Below are 21,419 nucleotides of genomic sequence, written 5' to 3'. Positions count from 1 at the left end.
GTGCCACGTGCTAGTGTGAAGTATGCTAGACGACGAAGACGGCTGTAGTAACCGGCCGGGTCAGGCCCGGCTGAACGACACCGCACCATGTTGATCCTCACCGGCACGCTGGCGATCGTGCTCCTGACCATCGCCACCGGCTACTTCGTGGCCCAGGAATTCGCCTACATGGCCGTGGACCGGGGCCGCCTCCGCCACCAGGCCGAGCACGGCGACAAAGCCGCCCAACGCGCCTACCTGGTCACGCAACGCCTCTCCTTCATGCTCTCCGGCGCCCAGTTCGGCATCACGGTGACCGCACTGCTCGCCGGTTACGTCGCCGAACCCCTCCTGGGCGCGGGCCTGGCCACCGCCCTCGGCGTGACGGGCCTGCCACCGGCACTGGCCGTGTCGCTGTCCATGGCGTTCGCCCTGATCTTCGCGACCGGCGTCCAGATGGTCCTCGGCGAGCTGTTCCCCAAGAACCTCGCCATCGCCAAACCGGAGACCCTGGCCAAGGCGCTGAGCACCTCGACCCTCGCCTACCTGAAGGTCACCGGCCCGCTGATCCGCCTCTTCGACACGGCGGCCAACCGGCTCCTCAGAGCAGTGGGCATCGAGCCCGTCGAGGAACTGCCGCAGGGCGCCACCCCGGACGACCTGAGGCAGATCATCGGCGAGGCCACCACGCAGGGCCACCTGGACGCCGAGCTGTCCCGCCTGCTCGACCGCGGCCTGGACTTCCGCGGCCTGGTCGCCGAACAGGCCATGACGCCGCGGGTCTCGGTGCACACCGTGCGCGCCGACGAACCCGCCGCACGCGTGGTCGAGTTGCTCGACACCGGCCACTCCCGCTTCCCCGTCATCGGCGACGGGCTGGACGACCTGCGCGGCGTGGTCGGGTTGGCCGAGCTGCTGACGATCGCACCGGAACGCCGTCGCACCACACCCGTGGGTGACGTCGCATCACCCGCGCTGGTGGTGCCGTCGACGTTGCCGCTGCCCGCCGTGCTGGAACGGCTGCGCGCCGAACGCCGCCAGTTGGCGTGCGTGGTGGACGAGTTCGGCGGGTTCGCGGGCGTGGTGTCGTTGGAGGACCTGGCCGAGGAGCTGGTCGGCGAGATCCACGACGAGGACGACGTGCTGCGCGACACCGTGGAACAGCGCGCCGACGGCTGCTGGGAGGTGCCCGGCCGGTTGCGGATCGACGAGATCGCCGACGCAACCGGTATCGAGCTGCCCGTGCACGACAACTACGACACCGTGTCCGGGCTGGTGCTGTACCGGCTCGGCCGCACGCCGGACGTCGGTGACGAGATCGAACTCGATGCGATCCGGGTGCGGGTGACGGCCGTGGCGCGGCACGTGCCCAGCCGGGTCCTGCTCGGCACGGCGGTGCGGCGATGACGTGGTTGTTGCTCGTCTCCCTGTTCCTGTTGGCGGCCAACGCGTTCTTCGTGGCCGCCGAGTTCGCGCTGATGGCGGCGAAGCGCCACCGCCTCGAGGAGGCCGCGGAGACCAGCCGGGCGGCACGGGCCGCGTTGGCGGGTGTGCGCGAGTTGTCGCTGATGCTCGCGGGCGCGCAGTTGGGCATCACGCTGTGCACGTTGGGCTTGGGCGCGTTGGCGAAACCGGCGGTGGCGGATCTGGTCGCCCCGTTGTTCCTGGCGGTCGGTCTGCCGTCCGGGCTGTCGTACGCGGTGTCGTTCACGATCAGCCTGGTGCTGGTGGTGTTCCTGCACATGGTGGTCGGCGAGATGGCCCCGAAGTCGTGGGCGATCAGCCACCCGGAGCGGTCGGCGCTGCTGCTGGCGATGCCGTTCCGGGCGTTCACGCACGCCGTCCGCTGGGTCCTCAGTGGACTGAACGCGATGACGAACGCGTTGCTGCTCCTGCTGAAGGTGCAGCCGAAGAACGAGCTGACCCGCGAACACCACCCGGACGACGTGCGGATGCTGGTGCGGCAGTCCGCCGAGCACGGCCTGATCCCGGAGGGCCAGCGCCGGCTGCTGACCCGGATGCTCCAGCTCCAGCAGACGACCGTGGCGCAGGTGATGGTGCCCATCGGGACGACGGTCACCGTCGCCGAGCACACCGGCGCGCGGGCGATCGAGGACCGCAGCCGCGAGTCGGGGCGTTCCCGGTTCCCGGTGACGGACCGGGACGGCCGGTTCGTCGGCCTGGTGCACATCCGGGAGGCCGTGCGCGCGACCGCGATGGATGAAGACACGCCGGCCCGTGACCTGATGACGGTGCCGCTGACGTTGTCCGCCGCGCTGCCGGTGGCGGCGGCGGTGACCAGGATGCGCGCCGAACGGGCGCAGTTGGCGCTGGTGGCCGACGCGGACGACCGCGTGGTCGGCATCGCCGCCCTCGAAGACCTCCTCGAAGAGCTGATCGGCGACTTCGAGGACGAGACCGATCAACCGAACTGATCAACCGAATTGGCTCCCCTGGAGGACGTCACCCCATGTTCAAGCGGATGCTCAGCGCTTTCGGCGTCGGCGGACCGTCCGTCGACACCGTCCTGGACTCGCCGCACGCCCTGCCCGGCCAGGTGATCACCGGCCAGGTGCGCATCCAGGGCGGCAGCAGCGACGCCCGGATCGACCGGATCGTGCTGTCCCTGGTCACCAGGGTCGAGGTCGAGCACGGCGATCACGAGTTCGGCGGCACGGCCGAGTTCCTGCGCCTCGACGTGGCGCAGGACGTGCGGGTCGCGGCCGGTCAGCAGGTTGCGGTGCCGTTCCAGCTGCCGGTGCCGTGGGAGACCCCGATCACCGCGGTCGGCGGGCAGCCGCTGCCCGGCATGACGGTGGGCGTGCGGACCGAGCTGGTGATCTCCGGCGCGCCCGACAAGGGTGACCTGGACCCGGTGCTGGTCGGGCCGCTGCCGTCGCAGGACCGGGTGCTCGACGCGTTCGGTCAGCTCGGCTTCCAGTTCCGGAAGGCGGACGTCGAGGCGGGCCGGATCCACGGCGTGCACCAGGAGCTCGGCTTCTACCAGGAGATCGAGTTCTTCCCGCCGGCGCAGTTCGCGGGCCGGGTGAACCAGGTGGAGCTGACCTTCGTGACCAGCCCGCACGAGCTGGTCGTGGTGCTGGAGGCGGACAAGCGCGGCGGCATGTTCTCGTCCGGCTCCGACGCCTTCGGCCGGTTCCACGCCTCGCACGCCGACGCCGTGAACACCGACTGGGCGGGCGCGATCGGCCAGTGGCTCGCGCAGGTCTCCGAACGCGGCGGCCACGCCGGCTACGGCCACCCCGGTCAGCACGGTCAGCACGGCCACCGCCGCGGTCCGGGCATGGGCGCGGTCGTCGGCGGCGTCGCGGCAGGCGTGGTCGGCGGCATGGTGCTGGGCGAGGTGGTGGAAGAGGTGTTCGACGGCGGCGAGGACCTCGGCTTCGAGGAATAACCCGCGACACCGGGCGCGGCAATTCGCACGCCGTGCCTGAGCTCCTGACCACGGGAAACCGCTCTTGCCCCAGGCCGGGGTGAGAGCGGTTTCCCGTTGGGACGCAACCCGGTTCACCGCACCGGCGTCATATGGGTAAGTTGGCGAGACCGGATAGGGGATTCGCTTTGGGGGGACCGGTGTCCAAAAATACCTTCGTCCGCGTGTGCGGACTGGCCGCGGCGGTGTTCACCGCGGCCGCGTGCACGTCGACCGGAGCGGAGCCGCTCAACCCGGAGCTCGCCCCGCGCGGCACCGTGCAGACCACGACCAAACCGACCAGGCAGGACCTGTCGAACAAGGTCAGCCTGACCGGCAAGGTCACCATGAACCCGGTGTTCGGGATCGTGTCGCCGGTCGCGGGCCAGGTGCGCTACCTGACCTTGACCGAGCCGACCAGCACGCCGACCAGGCCGACCCGGTTCGCCACGGTCTGGCTGGACGGCAAGCCGAACAACGTGGACGTGCCCGCGGGCTCCACGTTCGGCGGACGCCTGGTGGACGACCGCGCCACCGTCACCGCGGGCATGCCGATCGCGTCCGCGAAGTACGCGGGCTACGGCATCGTCGCGGACATCAACGGCGAGCAGGCGTACCAGATCGCCGACGCCGCGCAGGGCGTCGTGCAGGCGCAGATCAAGAACGGCCCCGGCCCGTTCCCGTGCACCTTGCTCGGCACGATCGCGGCACTGCCGGTGGGCACCGTCCCGGCGCCGCCGCCCGCGCAGCCGGGCACGGACACCCAGCCGAGCGGCAGCAACGTGCCCGGCCCGCCGGTGCAGCAGCAGCCGCAGGAGCCGAGCAACTCGTCCGAGCCGACCGGCCTGCGCCTGGTGTGCACCGCGCCCGGCGACGTGAAGCTGATCAACGGCGCCGCCGCCACCCTGGAACTCGTCACCGCGACCGCGCAGAACGCGCTGGTCGTGCCGGTCGAGGCGGTGGCGGGCGGCCAGGGCAAGGGCAAGGTCGACGTGGTCGGCCCGGACGGCGCGAAGCAGACCAAGGACGTCGAACTCGGCCTCACCGACGGCAAGGTCGTGGAGATCAAGGCGGGCCTGACGGGCGAGGAGACCCTGGCCGTGCCGGGACCGAACCTGCCACCCGCGGCGCCCGACGGCCAGGGCGGCCCCGAGACGGGGTCGAAGTGACCACCTCACCGCTCCTCGTGCCGGCGGCGCTCCAGCCGCCGCTGATCAACCTCATCGGCGTGACCAAGACCCTCAAGGGCCAGGACCAGCCGCGCACGATCCTCGCGGGCGTCGACCTGACCGTGCACCCCGGCGACAGCGTCGCGATCCTCGGCCGTTCCGGCTCGGGCAAGAGCACGCTGCTCAGCCTCATCGGCCTGTTCGACCGGCCGGACGGCGGCCAGTACCTGTTGGGGGACCGGGACATCACGAAGATCCCCGAGCGCAAGGCCGCCGCGTTGCGCAGCGCCGAGTTCGGGTTCGTGTTCCAGCGCTTCTTCCTGCTCAAGCACCTCACGGCGGCGCAGAACGTGGCGATGGCCCTGGTCAACGGCCAGGGCTGGCTGCCGCGCCGCAAGCGCAAGGCCAAGGTGCTGGCGGCGTTGGAACGCGTCGGCATCGGCCACCTGGCCAAGCACAAGCCGCCGCGGCTGTCCGGTGGTGAGCAGCAACGCGTCGCGATCGCCCGCGCCCTGGTGCGCGAGCCGCGCATCCTGCTTGCCGACGAGCCGACCGGCGCGCTCGACACCGACACCGGCAACCTCGTCGTGGACGTGCTGCGCCAGGCCACCGAGCAGGGCTGCGGTCTCGTGCTGGTCACCCACGACCACGACCACGCGGCGAAGATGGGCCGCGTGCTGCACCTGTCCGACGGCGTGCTGAACCCCGTCCCGCAGCGGGTGGTCGTGTGATCAGGCTGTCCGGCCGGCTGCGCGCGTCGCTGATCATCGGCGGCCAGGGCATCCGGGCCCGCAAACTGCGCACGTTCCTGTCGATGGTCAGCCTGTTCCTCGGCGTGCTCGCCGTGGTCGTGGTGCAGGCGGGCGCGGAGATCGCGAACCGCGCCATGCTCGCGGACATCGAGCTGTCCCAGGGCAAGGACGGCACCCGGCAGATGTACCTGTCGCCGGAGGGCCGCACCGTCCCGGTGGCGCTGGAAGTGCTGGAGGGCCGCACCGACTCGGTGGCCATGACCAGCGCCCGCGCGATCATCGGCGAACCCGGCGTGAAGCCGATCAACGAGGGCGGCGGCCCGATCGACCAGTCCGGCGGCGGCTACGGCCCCAACATGACGTGCGACCAGTCCGGCTGCTACCCGATCAACGACGGCAACGCCGGCGCGCCCGAGGGCCAGGCGGTGGAACTGCAGCTCATCGGGCTGACCGGCGACATCCGCCAGTTCCGGCCGTTCCGCCCGTCCCAGGGCCAGTGGCTCGACTTCGGCGGCGAACCGTCGCTGGCGCCGCGGCTGGTCCTCAACGAGGAGGCGGCCAAGGCCTTCAGCCAGTACCACGTGCCTGCGGAGATGCGGGTCGACGGCGCGACCGCCAACCCGACCCCGCAGATCCTCGGCGTGGTGGACGACGGCGGCTACCAGCCCGCGGCCTACGTCCGGTCCGACGAGCTGCTGAACTGGCTGCCGGTGACCAGCATGAGCGGCGGCAACTCCGGCCCCGGTCTGCAGGTGCTGATGAGCCCGGCCGCGATCGAGGTCGAGCACATCCTGAGGGCCAGGCTCACCGCCGCCGGCACGCCGGAAGACCGCATCCACGTGCAAACGGTGGAGACGCTGGAGCGCATGTCCACCGAGTTGGCGATCATGCGCTGGATCTTCCTCGGCATGGCGGCGCTGGTGCTGCTGATCGGCGTGGCGGGCATCCTCAACGTCGGCCTGGCCACCGTCGGTGAACGCATCGAGGAGTTCGCGCTGCGCCGGGCCGTGGGCACACCTCGGCTGCTGCTGGCGGGCATCGTGCTGGCGGAGACGCTGCTGACCGGTCTGCTGACGGCGGCGTTGGCGATCGGCGCGGGCGTGGTGGGGCTGAAGCTCGCGCTGACGATGTTCGGCTCGCGGTTCCCGTCGTTGGAGGGCGTGGCCTTCCCGTGGCAGGCGGGTGTGGCGGGCGTCGTCGCGGGCCTGGTGGCCGGCATCCTCGGCGGCCTGATCCCGGCGCTGCGCGCGGCCCGCATCCCCATCGCCACGGTCATGCGGGCCTGAACGCCAGCGCCTGAACGTCAGCGCTGCGCGGCGGTCCACGGCTTCACACCGAGCTTGCCGGTGCTGCCGAGGTCGATGGTGACCGGATTGCCGCGCATGACGGGCGTGAACACCTGCGACGGCGCTCCGGTGGCGACGGCGAGTTCGAGGTGCTCGCCGACCACGGGCGGCATGGTGATGTCGTCGTAGGTGTTGCGCCACAACAACCCCGTGACCGCGGACCCGCCGGGCACGACCGTGACCGGTTGCGGTGTGACGTCGAAGGAGTCCACGGCGGAGATGCCGAACGACCCGGGGCCGACCGCGACCGTCAACGGGGCGCGGTCGGCGTCCAGCACCGTGACGGACGGGTAGCCGTGCAGCTCCAGGGTTTCGGTGCCGCAATTGGTCAGCGTCAGCGTCATCACCCGCAGCCCCATGGCCGCGTCCCCGCCCGTCACCGCGTACTCGACGCCGGTCGGGCAGGGGTCGGCAGTGGGGGACGGGCTCTGCGTCGGGGACGGTTGCGGGAGCGGCTGCGGAGTGCACGCCGTCACGAGCACCAACAGCGGTAAAAGAAGTCGGGACACGCGACCGATCGTTCCACAAAACATCGAAGTTGCCGGACAGCGCATTCCCACGATAAGCTCGCACCCGTGACTGCCGGGTCGGCCTTGGGCCACAAGCGAGAGAGTCACCCGGCCAAGGTTTGACCGCCGGGTGGGCCCGCGGCCCGCCGTTCCCCCTCAGGTTCCAGGGTTTCCGCGCACGTCAGCGCGACGCACCCGAACCACCTCACACACCACAAGCGCATTGTCGCGCGCTTTCACGCCGTCCGCGCGCCTTCACAAAACCTTCACCGAAAAACCACGACTAATCCACGCGTGGTGACTCGGTCATGCCAAAAAACAGGAGACAACGGGAATGGATTTCAACCAGCAGGTCATCGACGAGTTCCGGGCCAACGCGGGCCGGGTCGGCGGTCCGTTCGAAGGGGGCAGGCTGATCCTGCTGACCACCACGGGCGCCCGCTCCGGCGCCCGGCACACCAACCCGGTCGGTTACCTGCCCGACGGCGACCGCATCCTCGTCATCGCGTCGGCCGGCGGCTCGCCCCGCCACCCGGACTGGTTCCACAACCTCGTGGCCAACCCGGTGGTGCGGGTGGAGGACGGCGTCTTCACCTACGACGCCAAGGCCACCGTCCTCGATGGACCGGAACGGGACGAGATGTGGGCGCGGGCGGTCGAATCCGATCCGGGCTGGGCCGAGTACCAGGCCAAGAGCACCCGGCGGATCCCGGTCGTCGCCCTCACGCAGGTCGCGGGCGGCCCGCCGAACGCGTCCGGCATGGGCGCGGCGCTCAAGCTCGTGCACGACGCGTTCCGCCGCGAACTCGCCACCATCCGCCGGGAAGTCGCCGCGTCCGGGGCGTCACTGGGCGCGCAGCTGAAGGTCAACTGCCTGACCGCGTGCCAGGGCCTGCGCTTCCACCACACGGCCGAGGACGGCGGCGTGTTCCCGATGCTGCGGGACCGGTTCCCGGAACTCGCACCGACCCTCGACCGCCTCGACGAGGAGCACGAGAGCATCGCCGCGATCCTGACCGGCCTCCAGCAGGCGCTCGACCGGAACGACGCGTCGACCCTGCGCGCCGACGTCGACCGCCTGATCGGCGAGCTGGAAGCCCACCTGACCTACGAGGAGGAGCAGCTGATCCCGTTCCTCGACGCGTAGGAGCGGGTCATCCCGCCGGCGCCAGCAACCCGGCCACCAGCAGCACGCACACCAACGCCGCCACCAACCCGACCGCGACCAGGTAGTGCCGGGGCGATACCCGCCCCGGCATCCGCCGCAACGCCACCGCGACCGCCACCAGCGCGGTGACCGCGATCGGCAGCAACGCCCGCCAGGCCCGGTCGAACGAGAACGGCAGGAACGAATCCGCCCCGTACAGGGACAGGATCAACGCAGGCAGACCCAACCCGGCCGCCGCCGCTGCCGCCACCATGTTGAACCGCTGCTGCGCCTCACCGTCCTGCGCCACGGCGAACGTCGACATGCTGCTCAACAACGCCTGCAGCCGCGCCACCTCTTCGGCCAGCTCGACGTCCATCGTCTCGCAGTGCCGCAACGCCGCCCGGTGCGTGGCCGCCCACGGCTGCGCCAGGTTCGCGGGCTCACCGCGGTTGGCCCGATAGGTGTCGGTGTCCCACAGCGCGATCCACAGCCCGTCGCGCACCGCCTCACGCGCGTGGTCACGGGCCCGGCTCAACGCCATGGACAACTCGATGATCTGCGCCAGCAGCGACCGCAACGCGGTGGACCTGCGCTGCGCCAACAGGTCCGCGACCTGCCGTTCCAGCTCGTAGCGCAACCCGCGCAACCTGATCACCTCGTTGCGCGACGCCTCAGTGAACGCCTTCGCCAGCGTCACCGCGACGGATTTCGGATCACCGGTGATCCGGTGCGCGGGCTCCTCCAGCGACGCGATCAACGCGTCCCGCGGGACCGCCGCGCCGTCCTGCTGCCACCCGGTGCTCTCCTGCCACACGGCCTGCACCAGGAACGTCACCGCGGCCTCACCGTCGGCCGACACGCCGACCTGGGCCGCGCCGACCACGATCCGCCGGTCACCGCGCTCGCCGATCAGCCGGACCAGCGGTGCGCCGAGGACCGCCTCGACACCCGCCCGCTGCAACATCTCACGCCGGCGCGGCACGTCGACACCGGGTTCGCTGGACACGACCGCGCGCAGGCCGTGCCCCTCTTCCACCGGGTCACCGGCGAACAGCAGGGAGGTGGACGGCATGAGCGGATCTTAGATCGACACCCGGCCGGTTCCGCGCGGTTTTCGCCAACACCAGGCGTCCCAGCAGCGCCTGCAGCGACTGGTTGCCGAAGTAGTAGACGTCCGAGCCGATCCGCGACGACTTGAAGAACACGCCGCCCCAGTACGCCCGCGATTCGTCCGGCAGCAGGGCGAACCCGAGCCCGACCGTGCCGAGCATCGTGCCACCCGCCACCACTGCCGCCCTGATCCGGCCGGTCAGCAGCAGGTACACCACGAACAGACCGGGCGTGAGCTTCACCGCCTTCCCGCACCGCCACCACCACCCGGTGGTCCTCGATCAGCTGGTCCACGTCACCATCGAGTCGCACGCCGTCCCGGTCGAGCAGCAGCAGGTGGTCGCACACGCCGTCCAGTTCCGCGACCACGTGCGAGGACAGCACCACGGTCACCCCGGTCTCGGCGACCGCGACCATGAGCGCCCGCGTGGTCACCTCCCGCGCCACCGGGTCCATTTCGGACAGCGGCTCGTCCAGCAGCAGCACCTGCGGTCGGCTGCCGCAACCCGGCGGCGAGCATCAGCAGCGTGCTCTTGCCCGCGCCGTTCGCGCCGACCAGCGCGGTCACCGTGCCGGGCGCCGGCGATATCGCATGCCCAGACCGTTCGCGCGCACGGCGAACCCCACGTCCACCACCAGAATCCCCCGGATTTGACGAAAGGCAGATCAGAAGCGCTTGTCCAGGACGGCGCGGAACAAAGCGTCGACGTCCTCCCGGCCCATCCCGAGCGCGCGTGCCCGGTCCATCCAGTCCAGCAGTTCACCGCGCAGCGGCGAGTCCTCCGCCACGCCCGGTGTGACCAGCGAACGGCGCACGAACGTGCCCAACCCGGGCCGGGGCTCGACCAGTCCCTCGCGCTCCAGCTCGCGGTACGCCTTGAGCACGGTGTTCGGGTTGATCCCGGTCTGCGCCACCACGTCCTTGGCCGTGGGCAGTCGGTCGCCGGGGCCGACCACACCCAGCCGGAGCGCCTGTTTCACCTGGTGCACCAGTTGCAGGTAGGTGGACACCCCGGAGCGGCGGTCGATCCTGAACTCGATCAACCTCAACCCTTCCACTAACTAACTAGTGAAACCACTGTTACCCAGGATGGCCCGTCCTGTCAAACCACGAGCTGGGCGCCCTCGCCGCCGTGCTGCCCGACGGTGAGGACGCCCAGCTCGTGGATACCGCGACTAGGCGCGGTTGCGGCCGACGTAGATGTTGCGGGCCCGGTAGTAGGTGTCCGAGGTGGGACCCGACGAACCGGACGAGCCCTCCATCTGGAGGTTGATGATGATCCACATCGGTTTGCCGACGAAGTTCGCGCCCCGGTGCTGCCCGACCCACGTGCCGTCGAGGTAGTAGTGGATGTCCACGTCCGTGGCGCTCACCTTGGCGATCCACGCCCGGTAGGTGTGCCACGACCCGGGGCTGGACACCGACCGGATGGTGTTCGACCACCCGCCGGAGGCGTTCTTGTAGGTGTTGAACCAGTTCCGCGCGTCACCCTTGTACTCCAGGATGTCGCTCTCCGGCGGCCACGAGTTCACCCCGGTGAGCCAGAACGCGGGCCACGTGCCGCGTGCCGACGGCGCCTGGAACTCGCCCTTGACCTCCCACTCCGGGAACTGGTCGTTGACCAGCACGTGCTGCTTGGCGTGCACCGCGCCGGAGTGGTAGCGGATCGGCAGGTACGGGTCCTTGGAACTGTTGCCCTCGTTCCAGTTGATCCGGGTCGCCTTGATGACCAGCGTCGACCCTTCGAGGTACACGTGGTTGTGGTCGGACGCGCTCGCGTACATGCGGGCCGTGCCGTTGTGGTCGGAACCCCACGGGTAGCGGTAGTTCCACGCCGATTCCAGCGTGCTGTAGTTGGCGAACGAACCGTTGATGACGGTCTCCCAGGTGGCGGCCTCGGCGAACCGGGACGTGCCAAGCGCGGCCAGTCCGGCACCGCCTGCCACCAGGAGACCACGTCGACTCAATGTCACGGGGAAAGCCCTTTCCTCGACGACGTTGACGAGGCGGTGTCCCTCCCGAACGTAGAGATCGGCCCGGTCCCGCGTCAACGAGCGTCGGGGATCCACGAGCCCGCCGTGCTCGATGACGTGCGTGCCGGCGACGCTCGCGGTCAGGTCGGGCGTGCGCACCCACCGGTTGCGGTACCACTCGGCACGGCCGTTCTCCAGGCGCAGACCGTGCACCATGCCGCTGCCCTTGAACCAGTGGCTCGGCGTGACGCCGGGCTTCGGGTTGTGGCCGTTGCGCAGGTAGCGACCGCGCAACTCGGGCGGCAACGTGCCGCGCACGACCAGGAACCCGGCGGTGGCCAGCACGGTGAACGGGCCCCAGCGGGTGGTCGTGGTCGTCATGATGCCTCCTCTCTTCCCGGCTGCATCTATGACTGGTTGAACACTCACTCTTGCGGCCGAAGAAAAGGCCGCCCGAGGGCGGCCCATTCCGGCTCAGTAGTGGCGGATGCCCGCCGACAGCGTCCGCGCCCACGGCGCGTCGACCCCGTCCGCGTCCACCGCGACCACCAGGTGGCACAACATGCCCTTGGCGAAGAAGTCCTGCACCTGCTCGTCACTGCCGCCGGACACGCCGCGCACGTACTCGACCGTCCGGGCGTACCCGCGCTGGACGACCTCGCGCACGGCCGGTTCGGAGATCGCGGCGCACTGCGCGTGCATCTGGACGAGGAGGAGCGAGTTCTCGTCCGCGATCAGTCGGGCATAGGCGTCGCCCATCGCGTAGAGGACCGCCTCCGGGCTGCTGCCCTTGGCGCCCGCGACACCGTCGGCGAGGCTTTCCCTGATCCGCGCGAAGCAGTGCTCGACCACGGAGAGGAACAGGGCTTCCTTGTCGGGGAAGAGCCGGTAGACGTAGGCCTGCGAGATGCCGGCGGACTTGGCGACCTCACCGGTGGTGGTGCCGTAGTAGCCGCGCGCGGCGAACGCGCCCAGTGCGGTGCGGAGGACCGTGTCACGGCGTTCCTCGGCGGTGGAGAGTCGTCGTTCGCTCGTTGCTCCAGCCATAGGTGTAATTAACCACTCACACTCGTGGAAGTCAAGTCGGCGCGCACACTGCCAGGACCAGGACCACCGGCTCCGCCATCCAGTAGACCCGCATCCGCTACGGCAGCCCCAGCCGGCACGCCTGCGCCCGCCGTCACGCCGCGATGGCGATGGCGATGGGTGGTCGGTGGAGCAGGTTCTGGCGGGGTAGTTGGGCGGGGTCGATGTGGCGGGGTGGGATGAACGTCGGCACGCCGCCGGTCATGGAGATCTGCCAGCGTGAGTGGTGGATGAGGCTGTGGTGGGTGCGGCACAACAGGACCAGGTTGTCGAGGTCCGTGTCGCCGCAGTCGGCCCAGTGCTTGACGTGGTGGGCGTCGCACCATTTCGGTGGGCGGGGGCAGCCGGGGAATGCGCAGCCCCGGTCGCGGGTGTGCAGTGCCTTGCGCTGCGCCACGCTGACGGTTCGCTTCGTCCGCCCCAGGTCCAGTACTTCGGAGTCGCCGCCCATGACGGCGGGGATGATCTTGGCGTCGCAGGCGAGGCGGCGGGTTTGGGCGGCGCTGAGGTAGTGGTCGCCGTCGAGCACCGCGTGTCCGACACCGCGTCGCAGCGTGTCGAGGTCGATGGTGATGCTGATGTGCGGGCGTTCCCCGGCCTCCGAGGGCAGGTGCTCCGATCGCGAGGCCAGTGCGATGAGATCGCCGAACGCCTCGCCCAGGCGATGTGCGCGGTCCTTCGGGCCGTCCGGGCGTGGCTGTGACAACGGCTCCAGCATTGCGGTGAACCGGGCTCCGGTTTCGGCCGACAGTTCGCCCCAGAATTCGACGCGTCCGCCGGGCAGTCCCGCGTGTGGAGCACGTCCGCCGGTTCGGCGGCGGGCTCGTCGAGTTCGTCGATCTCGTCCTGGTCGGCGCGGTCGCGGATGCGGTCGGCTAGGTGTCGTACCGCTTTCGGTTCGACCGCGCGGGCGGCTTCGACCAGGGTTTCCTCGGACCAGTCGGGCAGTTTCAGGGTGCTGATCGCTCGGGTCAGCTCGCGCAGGTGTCCGTCGCCGAGGTCCTGTTCGGCCAGGGCGGCGCCGGTTGCCGGGTGCAGGGGCGGCAATTGTTGTCCGGTGGGGCTGATCGACGGTAGGAACAGGTCGACCTGCTTGATCCACTGCTTGATGTCGGCCGGGTTCGCGCGCAGCATTCGTTGGTAGGAGTCGAGGTCGTAGCCGCATCGCAGTACCTGGGCGAGCAATTCCAGGCGCTGCCGGTGCATCGCCCGCATGGACGCCTCGACCGCCGCGCCGGCGGCGAACACGGCGTCCTCGTTGAGCAGCGGGCGGGAGAGATCCATGGCTCAATGATATTCGAACGGGCGTTCACGGATCATCGCTCGACCAGGTGGAAGAATGATCAGTGGTCGACACGCTCGGTCACGGATTCCCTTGTGCCGCAACCACTTCGTGGAAGTTGTTGAGCTCACTCCGCTCGGCGATCACGTGCGTCAACGCGGCCACCTGTCGGTACGGATCCGTTGTGCCGGCGCGTTCTTCGCACTTGAGCAGTGCGGCGAGTGTCTGCTCGTCGGGGAGCGGGGCGTCCTCGGGTAGGTGGTCGGTGAACACTCGCACGCCGTACCAGGTGCGCACCACCAATCCCTGCGCGGCGAATGCGTTCGTCAGGTCTCCCAGGGGTAGTACATCAGGACTCCGTGGCACAGCACCAAGTCGAAGCTGCCGGGCGGGAACGGGAGGTTGTGTGCGTCGCCCCGCAGCAAGTGGACTCGGGCCTGGACGTCCGATTGCTCCGCCGCGAGGGCGTCGGAGAAGTCGGCCAGCAGTGTGGTCGACGAATCCAATCCCGTTACCTGGTGCCCGTGTCGGGCCAACCGCAGAGCCTGTGTGCCTTGCCCGCAGCCCACGTCCAGAACCGACCCGCCCGTCGGCACGTGGGCGGCCAACTGGCGCGCCACCACCTCCTGCCGCACGACCTGGCGGAGGCTGTTGAGACGGGACCGCCACCGGTCCTCACCCGAAGTGAACGTCACCACCCAACAGAACCACGTGGAGACCTCAGGGGCCGGCGAAAAGAATTCCCGTCGATCGTCGGATTGTGAGCAGACCGTTCGCCGCGCACGATGAGGCGCCGGCAGAGGGGCCGGCTGGATATCTCCCTGCGATCTCGACGTCCGGCCACCCTGCGAGCACGACCCCGGCCGGGCGCGGGAAGGATCAACCGTGCGCAACACTGCGAGAAAGACGCTTGCCCTGGCCGTGGGCATCGTCGCGACGCTGGCCGCGTTCTCGGGCCAGGCGATCGCCGCGCCACCGCCACCGGACTCCGGCAACCTGACGCCGATGGTCGTCGGCGGCACCCAGGCCGCCAAGGGCGAGTTCCCGTGGATGGTCCGCCTGTCCATGGGCTGCGGCGGCGCGATGCTGACCGACCAGTTGGTGCTGACGGCGGCGCACTGCGTCACCCGCACCGGCAACAACACCTCCATCACGGCCACCTACGGCGTGACGGACCTCCAGGACACGTCCAAGATCACCCGCACGTCCACCTACGTGCACCGGTCGCCCACCTATGACACCGCCACCGGCGGCGACTGGGCGTTGATCAAGCTGGCGAGCCCGATCGCCGGCGCGGCGCTGCTGCCGATAGCCACCACGGCGACCTACAACACCGGCGTGTTCACCGTGGCCGGTTGGGGCGTCACATCGGAGAACGGCAGCTCGTCCCGTTACCTGCTCAAGGCGAACGTCGACTTCATCGACGACACCACGTGCAAGAACGCCGCCCCGTACTACGCGAACCTCAAGCCGGCCGCCGAGATCTGCGCGGGCAACCTCGCCCAGGGCGGCGTGGACACCTGCCAGGGTGACTCGGGCGGCCCGATGTTCCGCCGCGACAACAACGGCGCGTGGATCCAGGTCGGCATCGTCAGCCACGGCAACGGGTGCGCCCGGCCGAACAACCCCGGCGTCTACGCCGAGGTCAGCACGTTCGCCACGGCCATCAAGCAGGCCGCGGCCGACCTCGGCGGCACGCCGCAGCCGCCCGGCAAGGTGTTCGAGAACCTGACCGACGTGAGCATCCCGGACGCGGGCGCGGCCGTGTTCAGCAACGTGACCGTCAGCGGCGTCGCGGGCAACGCGCCGTCGACCCTGAAGGTCGGCGTGGACATCAAGCACGCCTACAGCGGTGACCTGGTGATCGACCTGGTCGCGCCGGACGGCTCGACCTACCGGGTGAAGAGCTCCAGCAACTCCAGCACGCCGAACGTGGTCACCACCTACACGGTGAACGCGTCGTCCGAGGTCGCCAACGGCACGTGGCGGCTCAAGGTGCAGGACGTCTACAGCCAGGACACCGGCTACGTGGACTCGTGGAGGCTCACGTTCTAGGAGTCACTCGATAACAAGCACCACCTGTGACCGCGCCGACCGGGGCGATGGCGATGAGGCGGAAGTCGCGCCTCGGTTCCGCGTCCTGGTCGGCGCGGTTTTGTCAGGCGCGTGCCAAAAGCCGTTCCTGGAATGCGCTTACAATGCTGATCCGGATTTCCTCCGACCGGTTCGATTGGTCCGTGCGGGCCTTGTGAAGAGCTGTGCTCTACCGATCGGCACACGCGGCGCTGGGCTGACGCGCGGACGAGCAGAGTCGCGTCGTCAGACCCGGCGCCGCCACAGCTCCCGTGCGACCAGCCGGCAGCCGACGTCCGAGTAGGGCCGCAGCGCCGGGTAGAGCAGGAAGAACGCGCCCGCGACGCCGAACGCGGCGGTGCCTGCCTTGAGCTTGTCCATGACGTCTCCGTGAGCGCTAGTCGTTTTAGAGAGCGCCGCTCTCTGCGGAGAATGGCGCTGCCTGATGTGACTCCCGTCAAGAGCGGTGCTCTCTTTTGTTGTAACCGCTCTCGACCTGCGCGATCATCGGCGTCATGACCGGCACACCGAGGCAGCGAGCGCGGGCACAGGCGATCGAGGACATCAAGCGCATCGCGAAGGAGCAGTTGGCGAGGGAGGGCAGCGCGGCGCTGTCGCTGCGGGCGATCGCGCGGGAACTGGGAATCGTGTCGTCCGCCGTCTACCGGTACGTGCCCAGCCGGGACGAGCTGCTGACCATGCTGATCGTGGACGCGTACAACTCGCTCGGTGACGCGGTCGAGACGGCCGAGGGCGCGTGCGCGCGGGACGATCTGCGTGGCAGGTGGACGGCGCTGGGGACGGCGGCGCGGGCGTGGGCGGTCGAGCGGCCGTCGGAGTACGCGCTGATCTACGGCAGCCCGGTGCCCGGTTACCAGGCCCCGGTGGAGCAGACCGGCGACCCGGGCACCCGCGTGTCGTTCCTGCTGTTGGCGTTGCTGGTGGAGATCGAACGCCGACAGCCGCCGTCGACGCCCCTGCCGGGACCGCTGGGCGAGGACTTCGCCGCGCTGCGGGACAACCTGGGGCTGAAGATCGGCGACGACCTGCTGGCACGCGGGTACCTGGCGTTCACGGCGATGTTCGGCCTGATCAGCTTCGAACTGTTCGGCCAGTACCGGGACAGCTTCGCCGACTGCGCCGCCCACTTCGACCACCAGCTGGGCCGGCTGGCCGACCTCCTCGGCATCTAGCCGGTGATCGCCGGCGGAGGAGTTCTACGCCGGACTCCAGTCCGAGCCGTCACCGTCCCGCACGCTCGCGTCCCCATGTCCCCGGTCTTCGGCATCTTCCAGCGCTCGCCCAGCGCGGCGATCCCGGTAAGCGTTCGCGGCCCGCCCGGACCACTCGATGCCGGTGCGGAGCCGGTCCGGGGCCACGCAGGATTGGGGGCTGCGGGCGAAGTGGCCGGGGCGAGGCGGTGAGCGGCTACCTTGGGCACCATGCTGCTGCCGTCCGCGATCTTCGCGGTGAGTGCGGTCTACGTGATCGCGGGGGTGATCAGCCGCCGGGTGCAGCCGCGCAACCGGACCGGGTTGTTGTTCGTGCTCGTGGGTGTCGGCTGGCTGCTCGACTACACGCTCGGCAACGACTCGTTGCTGGTGACGTTGGTGGCCAAGGTGTGGCCCGCCGTGCTCGGCCACGTGCTGGTGGCGTTCCCGACGGGCAGGCTGCGCACGGCGCCGCGGCGGCTGGTGGTGGCCGCCGGTTACGTCGAGAACGTCTTGTTGTGCGTGGCGTTCGAGTACGAGCACCAGCCGTGGGCCGCCGCGGTCATCGAGGCCGAGGCGCCGATGACGGCGGGCGTCGGGATCGCCATGCTGGGCCTGCAACTGCACCGCTGGCGGGTCAGCAGCATGGCGCAACGGCGGACCCTCACCGCGATGCTGGGCGCGACGGCGGTGGCGATCACCGCGTTCGCCGCGTGGGAACCGATGGCGCTCGCGGGTCTCAACCTGCCCGTGGTGGTGCTGATGCTGGCGTTGAGCGGCATCCCGTTCGCCTACCTCGCCGGGCTGCTGCGCCGTCGGATGGACCGCGGCGCGTTGGCCGACCTCGTGGTGCGGCTCAGCGGCGACAGCCGCCGCGCCGGGGTGCAGGAGGCGCTCGCCGCCACGCTGCACGACCCGGGCCTGCGCGTCGCGTACTGGGTGGCCGAGCAGGAGCGGTACGTGGACGCGGACGGGCGGCCGGTGGCGCTGGACTCCGTGCACACCAGGGTCGACCTGGGCGGCTCGCCGGTCGCGGTGGTGCTGCACGACCCCGTGCTGGACCTGGAACTCGTGGACGCCGCGTGCGCCGCCGTCGGTCTCGCGCTGGAGAACGAGCGGCTCACCGCCGAACTGCGCGCGAAGGTCCGGCAGCTGGCCGAGTCGCGCGGCAAGGTGTTGCGGGCGGTCGAGGACGCGCGCCGCCGGCTGGAACGGGACCTGCACGACGGCGTGCAGCAGCGGCTGCTGTCGGCGGCGATGACGTTGGGGCTGGCCGAGACCGTGCCGCCGGAACGCGCCCGCGCGCTCGCCGCCGAGGCCAAGCAGGCGGTGCTGGCCACGATCGACGACGTGCGCGCGGTGTGCCACGGCATCCACCCGCCGGTGCTGACCGAACGGGGTCTGCACGGCGCGGTGCGCGAGCTGACCGCGTTGGCCGAGCCCCGCGTGGACCTCACGCTGGACCTGCCGGACACCGTGCCGCCGCTGGTGGAGACGACGGCGTACTACGTGGTGGCCGAGGCGTTGGCGAACGTCGCCAAGCACGCCGAGGCGTCCCGCACCAAGGTCGTGATCACCGGCGGTGACGGGCAGTTGGTGGTGCGGGTGGACGACGACGGGCGCGGGGGAGCGGACCCGGAGCACGGCTCGGGGCTGCGCGGGCTGAGCGAACGGGTCGAGGCGAACGGGGGGACGATGCGGGTGGTCAGCGGCGCGGCGGAGGGCACGAGCGTGCGGGTGGTGCTGCCGTGCGGGTCGTGATCGCCGAGGACTCGACGTTGCTGCGCGAGGGGTTGACCAGGCTCCTCGCCGAGGCCGGCTTCGACGTCGTGGCGGCGGTGGAGGACGCGCCCGCGCTGCTGGCCTCGGTCGACGAACACCGGCCCGACGTGGCCGTCGTGGACATCCGGATGCCGCCGACGCACACCGACGAGGGGCTGCGCGCGGCGGTGGCGTTGCGGCGGCAGTACCCGGAGACGGGGGTGCTGGTGCTGTCGCAGTACGTCCGGGTGAGCTACGCGGCGGAGTTGCTGGACGAGGGCGTGGACGGGGTCGGCTACCTGCTCAAGGACCGGGTGTCGGACCTGGCCGAGTTCGCCGCCGCGATCCGGCGGGTCGGCGCGGGCGGCTCGGCGTTCGACCCGGAGGTGGTGAGCCGGTTGCTGGGGCGGCGGCGGGACGACAGCGACAGCAGGCTGACCGAGCGGGAACGGGCGGTGCTGGCGTTGATGGCGGAGGGCCGCACGAACCAGGCCATCGCGCAACGCCTGTTCATCGCGGAGCGGACCGTGGAGAAGCACTGCACCAGCATCTTCACCAAACTGGACCTGTCCGCGAGCCCGCACGACCACCGCCGCGTGCTCGCCGTCCTCCGCTACCTGAACGCCTGAGGTGCGGTTAACCGCACCACGGAGTAGGGCTGGCACGATTCCGGCCCGCGCCCGCGGCCGGGACCCTGTGATCATGTTGCGACAGGGGCGTGAGCAAGAGCTGGACGAGCCGGCGGCAGGCCCGAGACCAAGGGCGGGCTACCGCACGGACCTGATCACGGTCCTGCTGGGCACGTGGTTCTCGATCGGCCTGTTCCTGGACGCGTGGGCGCACTCGAACGTGCCCGAGCTGGAGTCGTTCTTCACGCCGTGGCACGCGGTGTTCTACTCGGGCTTCGCGGCGACCGGCGCGTGGATCCTGTGGGTGCTGTGGGGCAACTACCAGAAGGGCCTGCGGGGTCTGGACGCGATCCCGGTCGGCTACGGCCCGGCGGTGTTCGCGCTGCCGGTGTTCGCCGCCGCCGGCGCGGGCGACTACCTGTGGCACACGGTCATCGGCATCGAGCAGGGCATCGACATCCTGTTCAGCCCCACCCACCTCGCGCTGATCTCCTCGATGATCCTGATCCTCACCACGCCGCTGCGCACCGCGTGGAGCGACCCGGCCGTGATCAGCCCGTCGTTCCGGCAGTTCCTGCCCGCCGCGCTGTCGCTGGCGTTCACCGCGTCGCTCGTGCTGCTGTTCGCCGGATACGCCGACGCGACCGTGTTCACCAGCGATCAGGTCATCAGGGCGTTCACCTTCGAGAAGGGCGAAGGCGGCTCCGGGATGGCGAATCGCCTCGCCGCCTCGATCATGTTCACCAACCTGATCATGGTGGTGCCGCTGCTGTCGGCCGCACGCCGGTTCCGGCTGCCGTTCGGCACCGCGACCCTGCTGGCAGTCGTGGTGATGCTGCTCAGCACGGCCGTCGCCAACTACACCAACATGAGCACCGCCGTCGGCTTCGTCGTGGCCGGTGTGATCATCGACGTGCTGCTGCTCAAGCTGCGCCCGTCCGAGGACCGGCTCAAGGAGTACCGGATCTTCGGCGCCGCCGCGTCGTTCGTCACGTGGGCGGTGTACTTCGCGGCGGCGGGCATCGACCAGGGCGCGATGCCGAGCGTCACCGAGATGTGGACCGGCGCACCGGTCATGGCCGCGCTGCACGGACTGCTGATGGCGGTGGTGCTCGTCCCGACCGCCCGCCGGTGAGGGTCCTGCTCCTGGTCCTCGTCCTGCTGGTCACCACCGCCACCCCGGCTCGGGCGCACGCCGGCGGCCTCACGCCGCAGGACCACCTGAGCCGGGTCACCGGGATCGAACCGCCGCTGCCCGGCGTCACGGCGGCGATGGTCAACCACGGCACCGAAGTGGAGATCCGCAACGGGGGCGCCACCCCGATCACGGTCGCCGACCACGTGGTCGCACCCGGCGAGACCTACCTGTTCCGCGACGAACGCACCACCGCGCCGCGGTGGGAGGTGCCGCTGGGCACGTCCGTGATCAAGGGCCGGGTCGACACCACACCGGGCCCGAACCCGTTGTGGTGGCTGCTGATCACGGCCGCGTTCGCCCTCGGCGGCTACCTCCTGGGCCGCAGACAGGCGCTGCCGGCCGTCGGCGTGGTCGTGGTGACGGCGGCGCACGTGTGGCACGCGGTCGGCTCGACGCTCGCCGTGACCGGGCGGCCGTTCGTGCCGCTGCTGATCGGCGCGAGCGGCGTGGGTCTGGTGGCGTGGCCGTTGACCGCGGTCGCCGTGGTGGCGGCGGTGCGGCGCAGACCGGCGACGGCGTTCGTGGCGGCCGTCGTCGGCGCGATGCTCGTGGTGGCGGGGATACCGGACGTCGACAGCTTCCGGTTCTCCCAGTTGCCGTTCGCCGGTCCGGGCGACCTGGACCGGCTGCTCGTGGCACTCACCCTCGGCGGCGGCCTCGGCCTCGCCGCGGGCGGGTTCGACTACATGCGAAGGGCTGGTTCGACCACATGAGCAAGGGGCCGATCGGTACGGTGCCCGAGGTTTTGGCGCACGGG

Annotated in this window: 24 protein-coding genes and 1 pseudogene; 14 read left to right on the top strand and 11 right to left on the bottom strand. The window is 70.4% G+C overall.

Going from position 1 to position 21,419, the window contains the following annotated elements; genetic code table 11:
• The first annotated feature begins 87 nt into the window (after nucleotides 1-87).
• The 6 genes from FM051_RS16310 to FM051_RS16285 all read left to right on the top strand — a co-directional run bounded on the left by FM051_RS16310 (nucleotide 88) and on the right by FM051_RS16285 (nucleotide 6,619).
• Nucleotides 88-1,386, top strand: coding sequence for a hemolysin family protein (locus FM051_RS16310; protein WP_158843793.1), 1,299 nt, complete (start codon nucleotides 88-90; stop codon nucleotides 1,384-1,386).
• Nucleotides 1,383-2,414 carry a hemolysin family protein gene (locus tag FM051_RS16305; protein WP_158843792.1) on the top strand — a complete coding sequence of 344 codons (1,032 nt, stop codon included), beginning with the start codon at nucleotides 1,383-1,385 and terminating at the stop codon, nucleotides 2,412-2,414. Before FM051_RS16310 ends, FM051_RS16305 begins: the two co-directional genes overlap by 4 nt.
• 35 nt (nucleotides 2,415-2,449) lie before the next feature.
• Complete coding sequence (locus FM051_RS16300) at nucleotides 2,450-3,394, top strand: sporulation protein (RefSeq protein WP_158843791.1); 945 nt, start codon at nucleotides 2,450-2,452, stop codon at nucleotides 3,392-3,394.
• Nucleotides 3,395-3,597: 203 nt separating this feature from the next.
• Nucleotides 3,598-4,581: an efflux RND transporter periplasmic adaptor subunit gene (locus FM051_RS16295; RefSeq protein ID WP_158843790.1), complete on the top strand. Its 984-nt coding sequence runs from the start codon at nucleotides 3,598-3,600 to the stop codon at nucleotides 4,579-4,581.
• On the top strand, nucleotides 4,578-5,312 hold the full coding sequence (locus tag FM051_RS16290; RefSeq protein WP_238412423.1) for an ABC transporter ATP-binding protein: 735 nt from the start codon (nucleotides 4,578-4,580) through the stop codon (nucleotides 5,310-5,312). The genes FM051_RS16295 and FM051_RS16290 overlap by 4 nt, the downstream gene beginning before the upstream one ends.
• Complete coding sequence (locus FM051_RS16285; protein ID WP_238412422.1) at nucleotides 5,309-6,619, top strand: ABC transporter permease; 1,311 nt, start codon at nucleotides 5,309-5,311, stop codon at nucleotides 6,617-6,619. Before FM051_RS16290 ends, FM051_RS16285 begins: the two co-directional genes overlap by 4 nt.
• A 17-nt stretch (nucleotides 6,620-6,636) precedes the next feature.
• Here the strand turns inward: FM051_RS16285 and FM051_RS16280 are convergent, their stop codons facing one another.
• Entirely contained in the window at nucleotides 6,637-7,188 is a 552-nt protein-coding gene (locus FM051_RS16280; RefSeq protein WP_158843789.1) for a DUF4232 domain-containing protein, read from the bottom strand.
• A 334-nt stretch (nucleotides 7,189-7,522) separates the two neighbouring features.
• Between FM051_RS16280 and FM051_RS16275 the strand changes: the two genes are divergently transcribed.
• Nucleotides 7,523-8,335: a nitroreductase/quinone reductase family protein gene (locus tag FM051_RS16275; protein ID WP_158843788.1), complete on the top strand. Its 813-nt coding sequence runs from the start codon at nucleotides 7,523-7,525 to the stop codon at nucleotides 8,333-8,335.
• Nucleotides 8,336-8,342: 7 nt separating this feature from the next.
• Here FM051_RS16275 and FM051_RS16270 read toward each other — a convergent pair whose 3' ends face one another.
• The 9 genes from FM051_RS16270 to FM051_RS50510 form a co-directional block, all read right to left on the bottom strand.
• Nucleotides 8,343-9,410: a hypothetical protein gene (locus FM051_RS16270; RefSeq protein WP_158843787.1), complete on the bottom strand. Its 1,068-nt coding sequence runs from the start codon at nucleotides 9,408-9,410 to the stop codon at nucleotides 8,343-8,345.
• Nucleotides 9,379-9,690, bottom strand: a complete 312-nt coding sequence (locus tag FM051_RS16265) for a glycosyltransferase 87 family protein (protein ID WP_158843786.1) — start codon at nucleotides 9,688-9,690, stop codon at nucleotides 9,379-9,381. The genes FM051_RS16270 and FM051_RS16265 overlap by 32 nt, the downstream gene beginning before the upstream one ends.
• A 53-nt stretch (nucleotides 9,691-9,743) precedes the next feature.
• Nucleotides 9,744-10,016, bottom strand: a complete 273-nt coding sequence (locus FM051_RS53160) for an ATP-binding cassette domain-containing protein (RefSeq protein ID WP_274383600.1) — start codon at nucleotides 10,014-10,016, stop codon at nucleotides 9,744-9,746.
• A gap of 98 nt (nucleotides 10,017-10,114) precedes the next feature.
• A complete protein-coding gene (locus tag FM051_RS16255; protein ID WP_158843785.1) occupies nucleotides 10,115-10,492 on the bottom strand; it encodes a GntR family transcriptional regulator in 378 nt (125 codons plus the stop codon).
• A gap of 132 nt (nucleotides 10,493-10,624) precedes the next feature.
• Nucleotides 10,625-11,803, bottom strand: coding sequence for a glycoside hydrolase family 16 protein (locus tag FM051_RS16250; RefSeq protein WP_238412421.1), 1,179 nt, complete (start codon nucleotides 11,801-11,803; stop codon nucleotides 10,625-10,627).
• Nucleotides 11,804-11,896: 93 nt separating this feature from the next.
• Nucleotides 11,897-12,469: a TetR/AcrR family transcriptional regulator gene (locus tag FM051_RS16240; RefSeq protein ID WP_158843784.1), complete on the bottom strand. Its 573-nt coding sequence runs from the start codon at nucleotides 12,467-12,469 to the stop codon at nucleotides 11,897-11,899.
• A gap of 133 nt (nucleotides 12,470-12,602) precedes the next feature.
• Nucleotides 12,603-13,673, bottom strand: a complete 1,071-nt coding sequence (locus FM051_RS16235) for an HNH endonuclease signature motif containing protein (RefSeq protein WP_238412420.1) — start codon at nucleotides 13,671-13,673, stop codon at nucleotides 12,603-12,605.
• A gap of 198 nt (nucleotides 13,674-13,871) precedes the next feature.
• A complete protein-coding gene (locus tag FM051_RS50515) occupies nucleotides 13,872-14,063 on the bottom strand; it encodes a hypothetical protein (RefSeq protein WP_202918862.1) in 192 nt (63 codons plus the stop codon).
• 53 nt (nucleotides 14,064-14,116) lie between these two features.
• Nucleotides 14,117-14,485: a class I SAM-dependent methyltransferase gene (locus tag FM051_RS50510; RefSeq protein ID WP_202918861.1), complete on the bottom strand. Its 369-nt coding sequence runs from the start codon at nucleotides 14,483-14,485 to the stop codon at nucleotides 14,117-14,119.
• A 190-nt stretch (nucleotides 14,486-14,675) separates the two neighbouring features.
• Here FM051_RS50510 and FM051_RS16225 point away from each other — a divergent pair.
• Both FM051_RS16225 and FM051_RS53985 read left to right on the top strand, forming a co-directional pair.
• A pseudogene (locus FM051_RS16225) lies at nucleotides 14,676-15,479 on the top strand (S1 family peptidase); the annotation flags it as partial.
• 27 nt (nucleotides 15,480-15,506) lie between these two features.
• Nucleotides 15,507-15,845: a proprotein convertase P-domain-containing protein gene (locus FM051_RS53985; protein WP_420803603.1), complete on the top strand. Its 339-nt coding sequence runs from the start codon at nucleotides 15,507-15,509 to the stop codon at nucleotides 15,843-15,845.
• A gap of 264 nt (nucleotides 15,846-16,109) precedes the next feature.
• On the opposite strand, the gene FM051_RS53155 is transcribed toward FM051_RS53985, so the two are convergent.
• Nucleotides 16,110-16,244, bottom strand: coding sequence for a hypothetical protein (locus tag FM051_RS53155; RefSeq protein WP_274383599.1), 135 nt, complete (start codon nucleotides 16,242-16,244; stop codon nucleotides 16,110-16,112).
• A 134-nt stretch (nucleotides 16,245-16,378) separates the two neighbouring features.
• Here FM051_RS53155 and FM051_RS16220 point away from each other — a divergent pair, with 134 nt between their 5' ends.
• The 5 genes from FM051_RS16220 (at nucleotide 16,379) to FM051_RS16200 (ending at nucleotide 21,375) form a co-directional block, all read left to right on the top strand.
• Nucleotides 16,379-17,056 (top strand): TetR/AcrR family transcriptional regulator, encoded by a 678-nt coding sequence (locus FM051_RS16220; protein WP_158843781.1) that lies wholly within the window; start codon nucleotides 16,379-16,381, stop codon nucleotides 17,054-17,056.
• A 249-nt stretch (nucleotides 17,057-17,305) separates the two neighbouring features.
• Complete coding sequence (locus FM051_RS16215) at nucleotides 17,306-18,835, top strand: sensor histidine kinase (RefSeq protein ID WP_158843780.1); 1,530 nt, start codon at nucleotides 17,306-17,308, stop codon at nucleotides 18,833-18,835.
• Nucleotides 18,823-19,464, top strand: a complete 642-nt coding sequence (locus tag FM051_RS16210) for a response regulator (RefSeq protein WP_158843779.1) — start codon at nucleotides 18,823-18,825, stop codon at nucleotides 19,462-19,464. The genes FM051_RS16215 and FM051_RS16210 overlap by 13 nt, the downstream gene beginning before the upstream one ends.
• Before the next feature lie 73 nt (nucleotides 19,465-19,537).
• The gene (locus FM051_RS16205; RefSeq protein ID WP_158843778.1) at nucleotides 19,538-20,599 is read left to right on the top strand and encodes a hypothetical protein; all 1,062 of its coding nucleotides are present in this window, start codon (nucleotides 19,538-19,540) and stop codon (nucleotides 20,597-20,599) included.
• Complete coding sequence (locus FM051_RS16200; RefSeq protein ID WP_158843777.1) at nucleotides 20,596-21,375, top strand: hypothetical protein; 780 nt, start codon at nucleotides 20,596-20,598, stop codon at nucleotides 21,373-21,375. Before FM051_RS16205 ends, FM051_RS16200 begins: the two co-directional genes overlap by 4 nt.
• Nucleotides 21,376-21,419: the final 44 nt, after the last annotated feature.

Source organism: Saccharothrix deserti, from assembly GCF_009769385.1.
Classification (GTDB): domain Bacteria; phylum Actinomycetota; class Actinomycetes; order Mycobacteriales; family Pseudonocardiaceae; genus Actinosynnema; species Actinosynnema deserti.
This window is presented reverse-complemented; position numbering and strand designations above follow the sequence as displayed.

Bases quoted from the DNA above. Each gene is read 5' to 3' on its own strand.
- FM051_RS16310 (WP_158843793.1), top strand. From the start codon at position 88: ATGTTGATCCTCACCGGCACGCTGGCGATCGTGCTCCTGACCATCGCC.
- FM051_RS16305 (WP_158843792.1), top strand. From the start codon at position 1,383: ATGACGTGGTTGTTGCTCGTCTCCCTGTTCCTGTTGGCGGCCAACGCG.
- FM051_RS16300 (WP_158843791.1), top strand. From the start codon at position 2,450: ATGTTCAAGCGGATGCTCAGCGCTTTCGGCGTCGGCGGACCGTCCGTC.
- FM051_RS16275 (WP_158843788.1), top strand. From the start codon at position 7,523: ATGGATTTCAACCAGCAGGTCATCGACGAGTTCCGGGCCAACGCGGGC.
- FM051_RS16270 (WP_158843787.1), bottom strand. From the start codon at position 9,410: ATGCCGTCCACCTCCCTGCTGTTCGCCGGTGACCCGGTGGAAGAGGGG.
- FM051_RS16250 (WP_238412421.1), bottom strand. From the start codon at position 11,803: ATGACGACCACGACCACCCGCTGGGGCCCGTTCACCGTGCTGGCCACC.
- FM051_RS16240 (WP_158843784.1), bottom strand. From the start codon at position 12,469: ATGGCTGGAGCAACGAGCGAACGACGACTCTCCACCGCCGAGGAACGC.
- FM051_RS16235 (WP_238412420.1), bottom strand. From the start codon at position 13,673: ATGCGGCTACGACCTCGACTCCTACCAACGAATGCTGCGCGCGAACCC.
- FM051_RS53155 (WP_274383599.1), bottom strand. From the start codon at position 16,244: ATGGACAAGCTCAAGGCAGGCACCGCCGCGTTCGGCGTCGCGGGCGCG.
- FM051_RS16220 (WP_158843781.1), top strand. From the start codon at position 16,379: ATGACCGGCACACCGAGGCAGCGAGCGCGGGCACAGGCGATCGAGGAC.
- FM051_RS16215 (WP_158843780.1), top strand. From the start codon at position 17,306: ATGCTGCTGCCGTCCGCGATCTTCGCGGTGAGTGCGGTCTACGTGATC.
- FM051_RS16205 (WP_158843778.1), top strand. From the start codon at position 19,538: ATGTTGCGACAGGGGCGTGAGCAAGAGCTGGACGAGCCGGCGGCAGGC.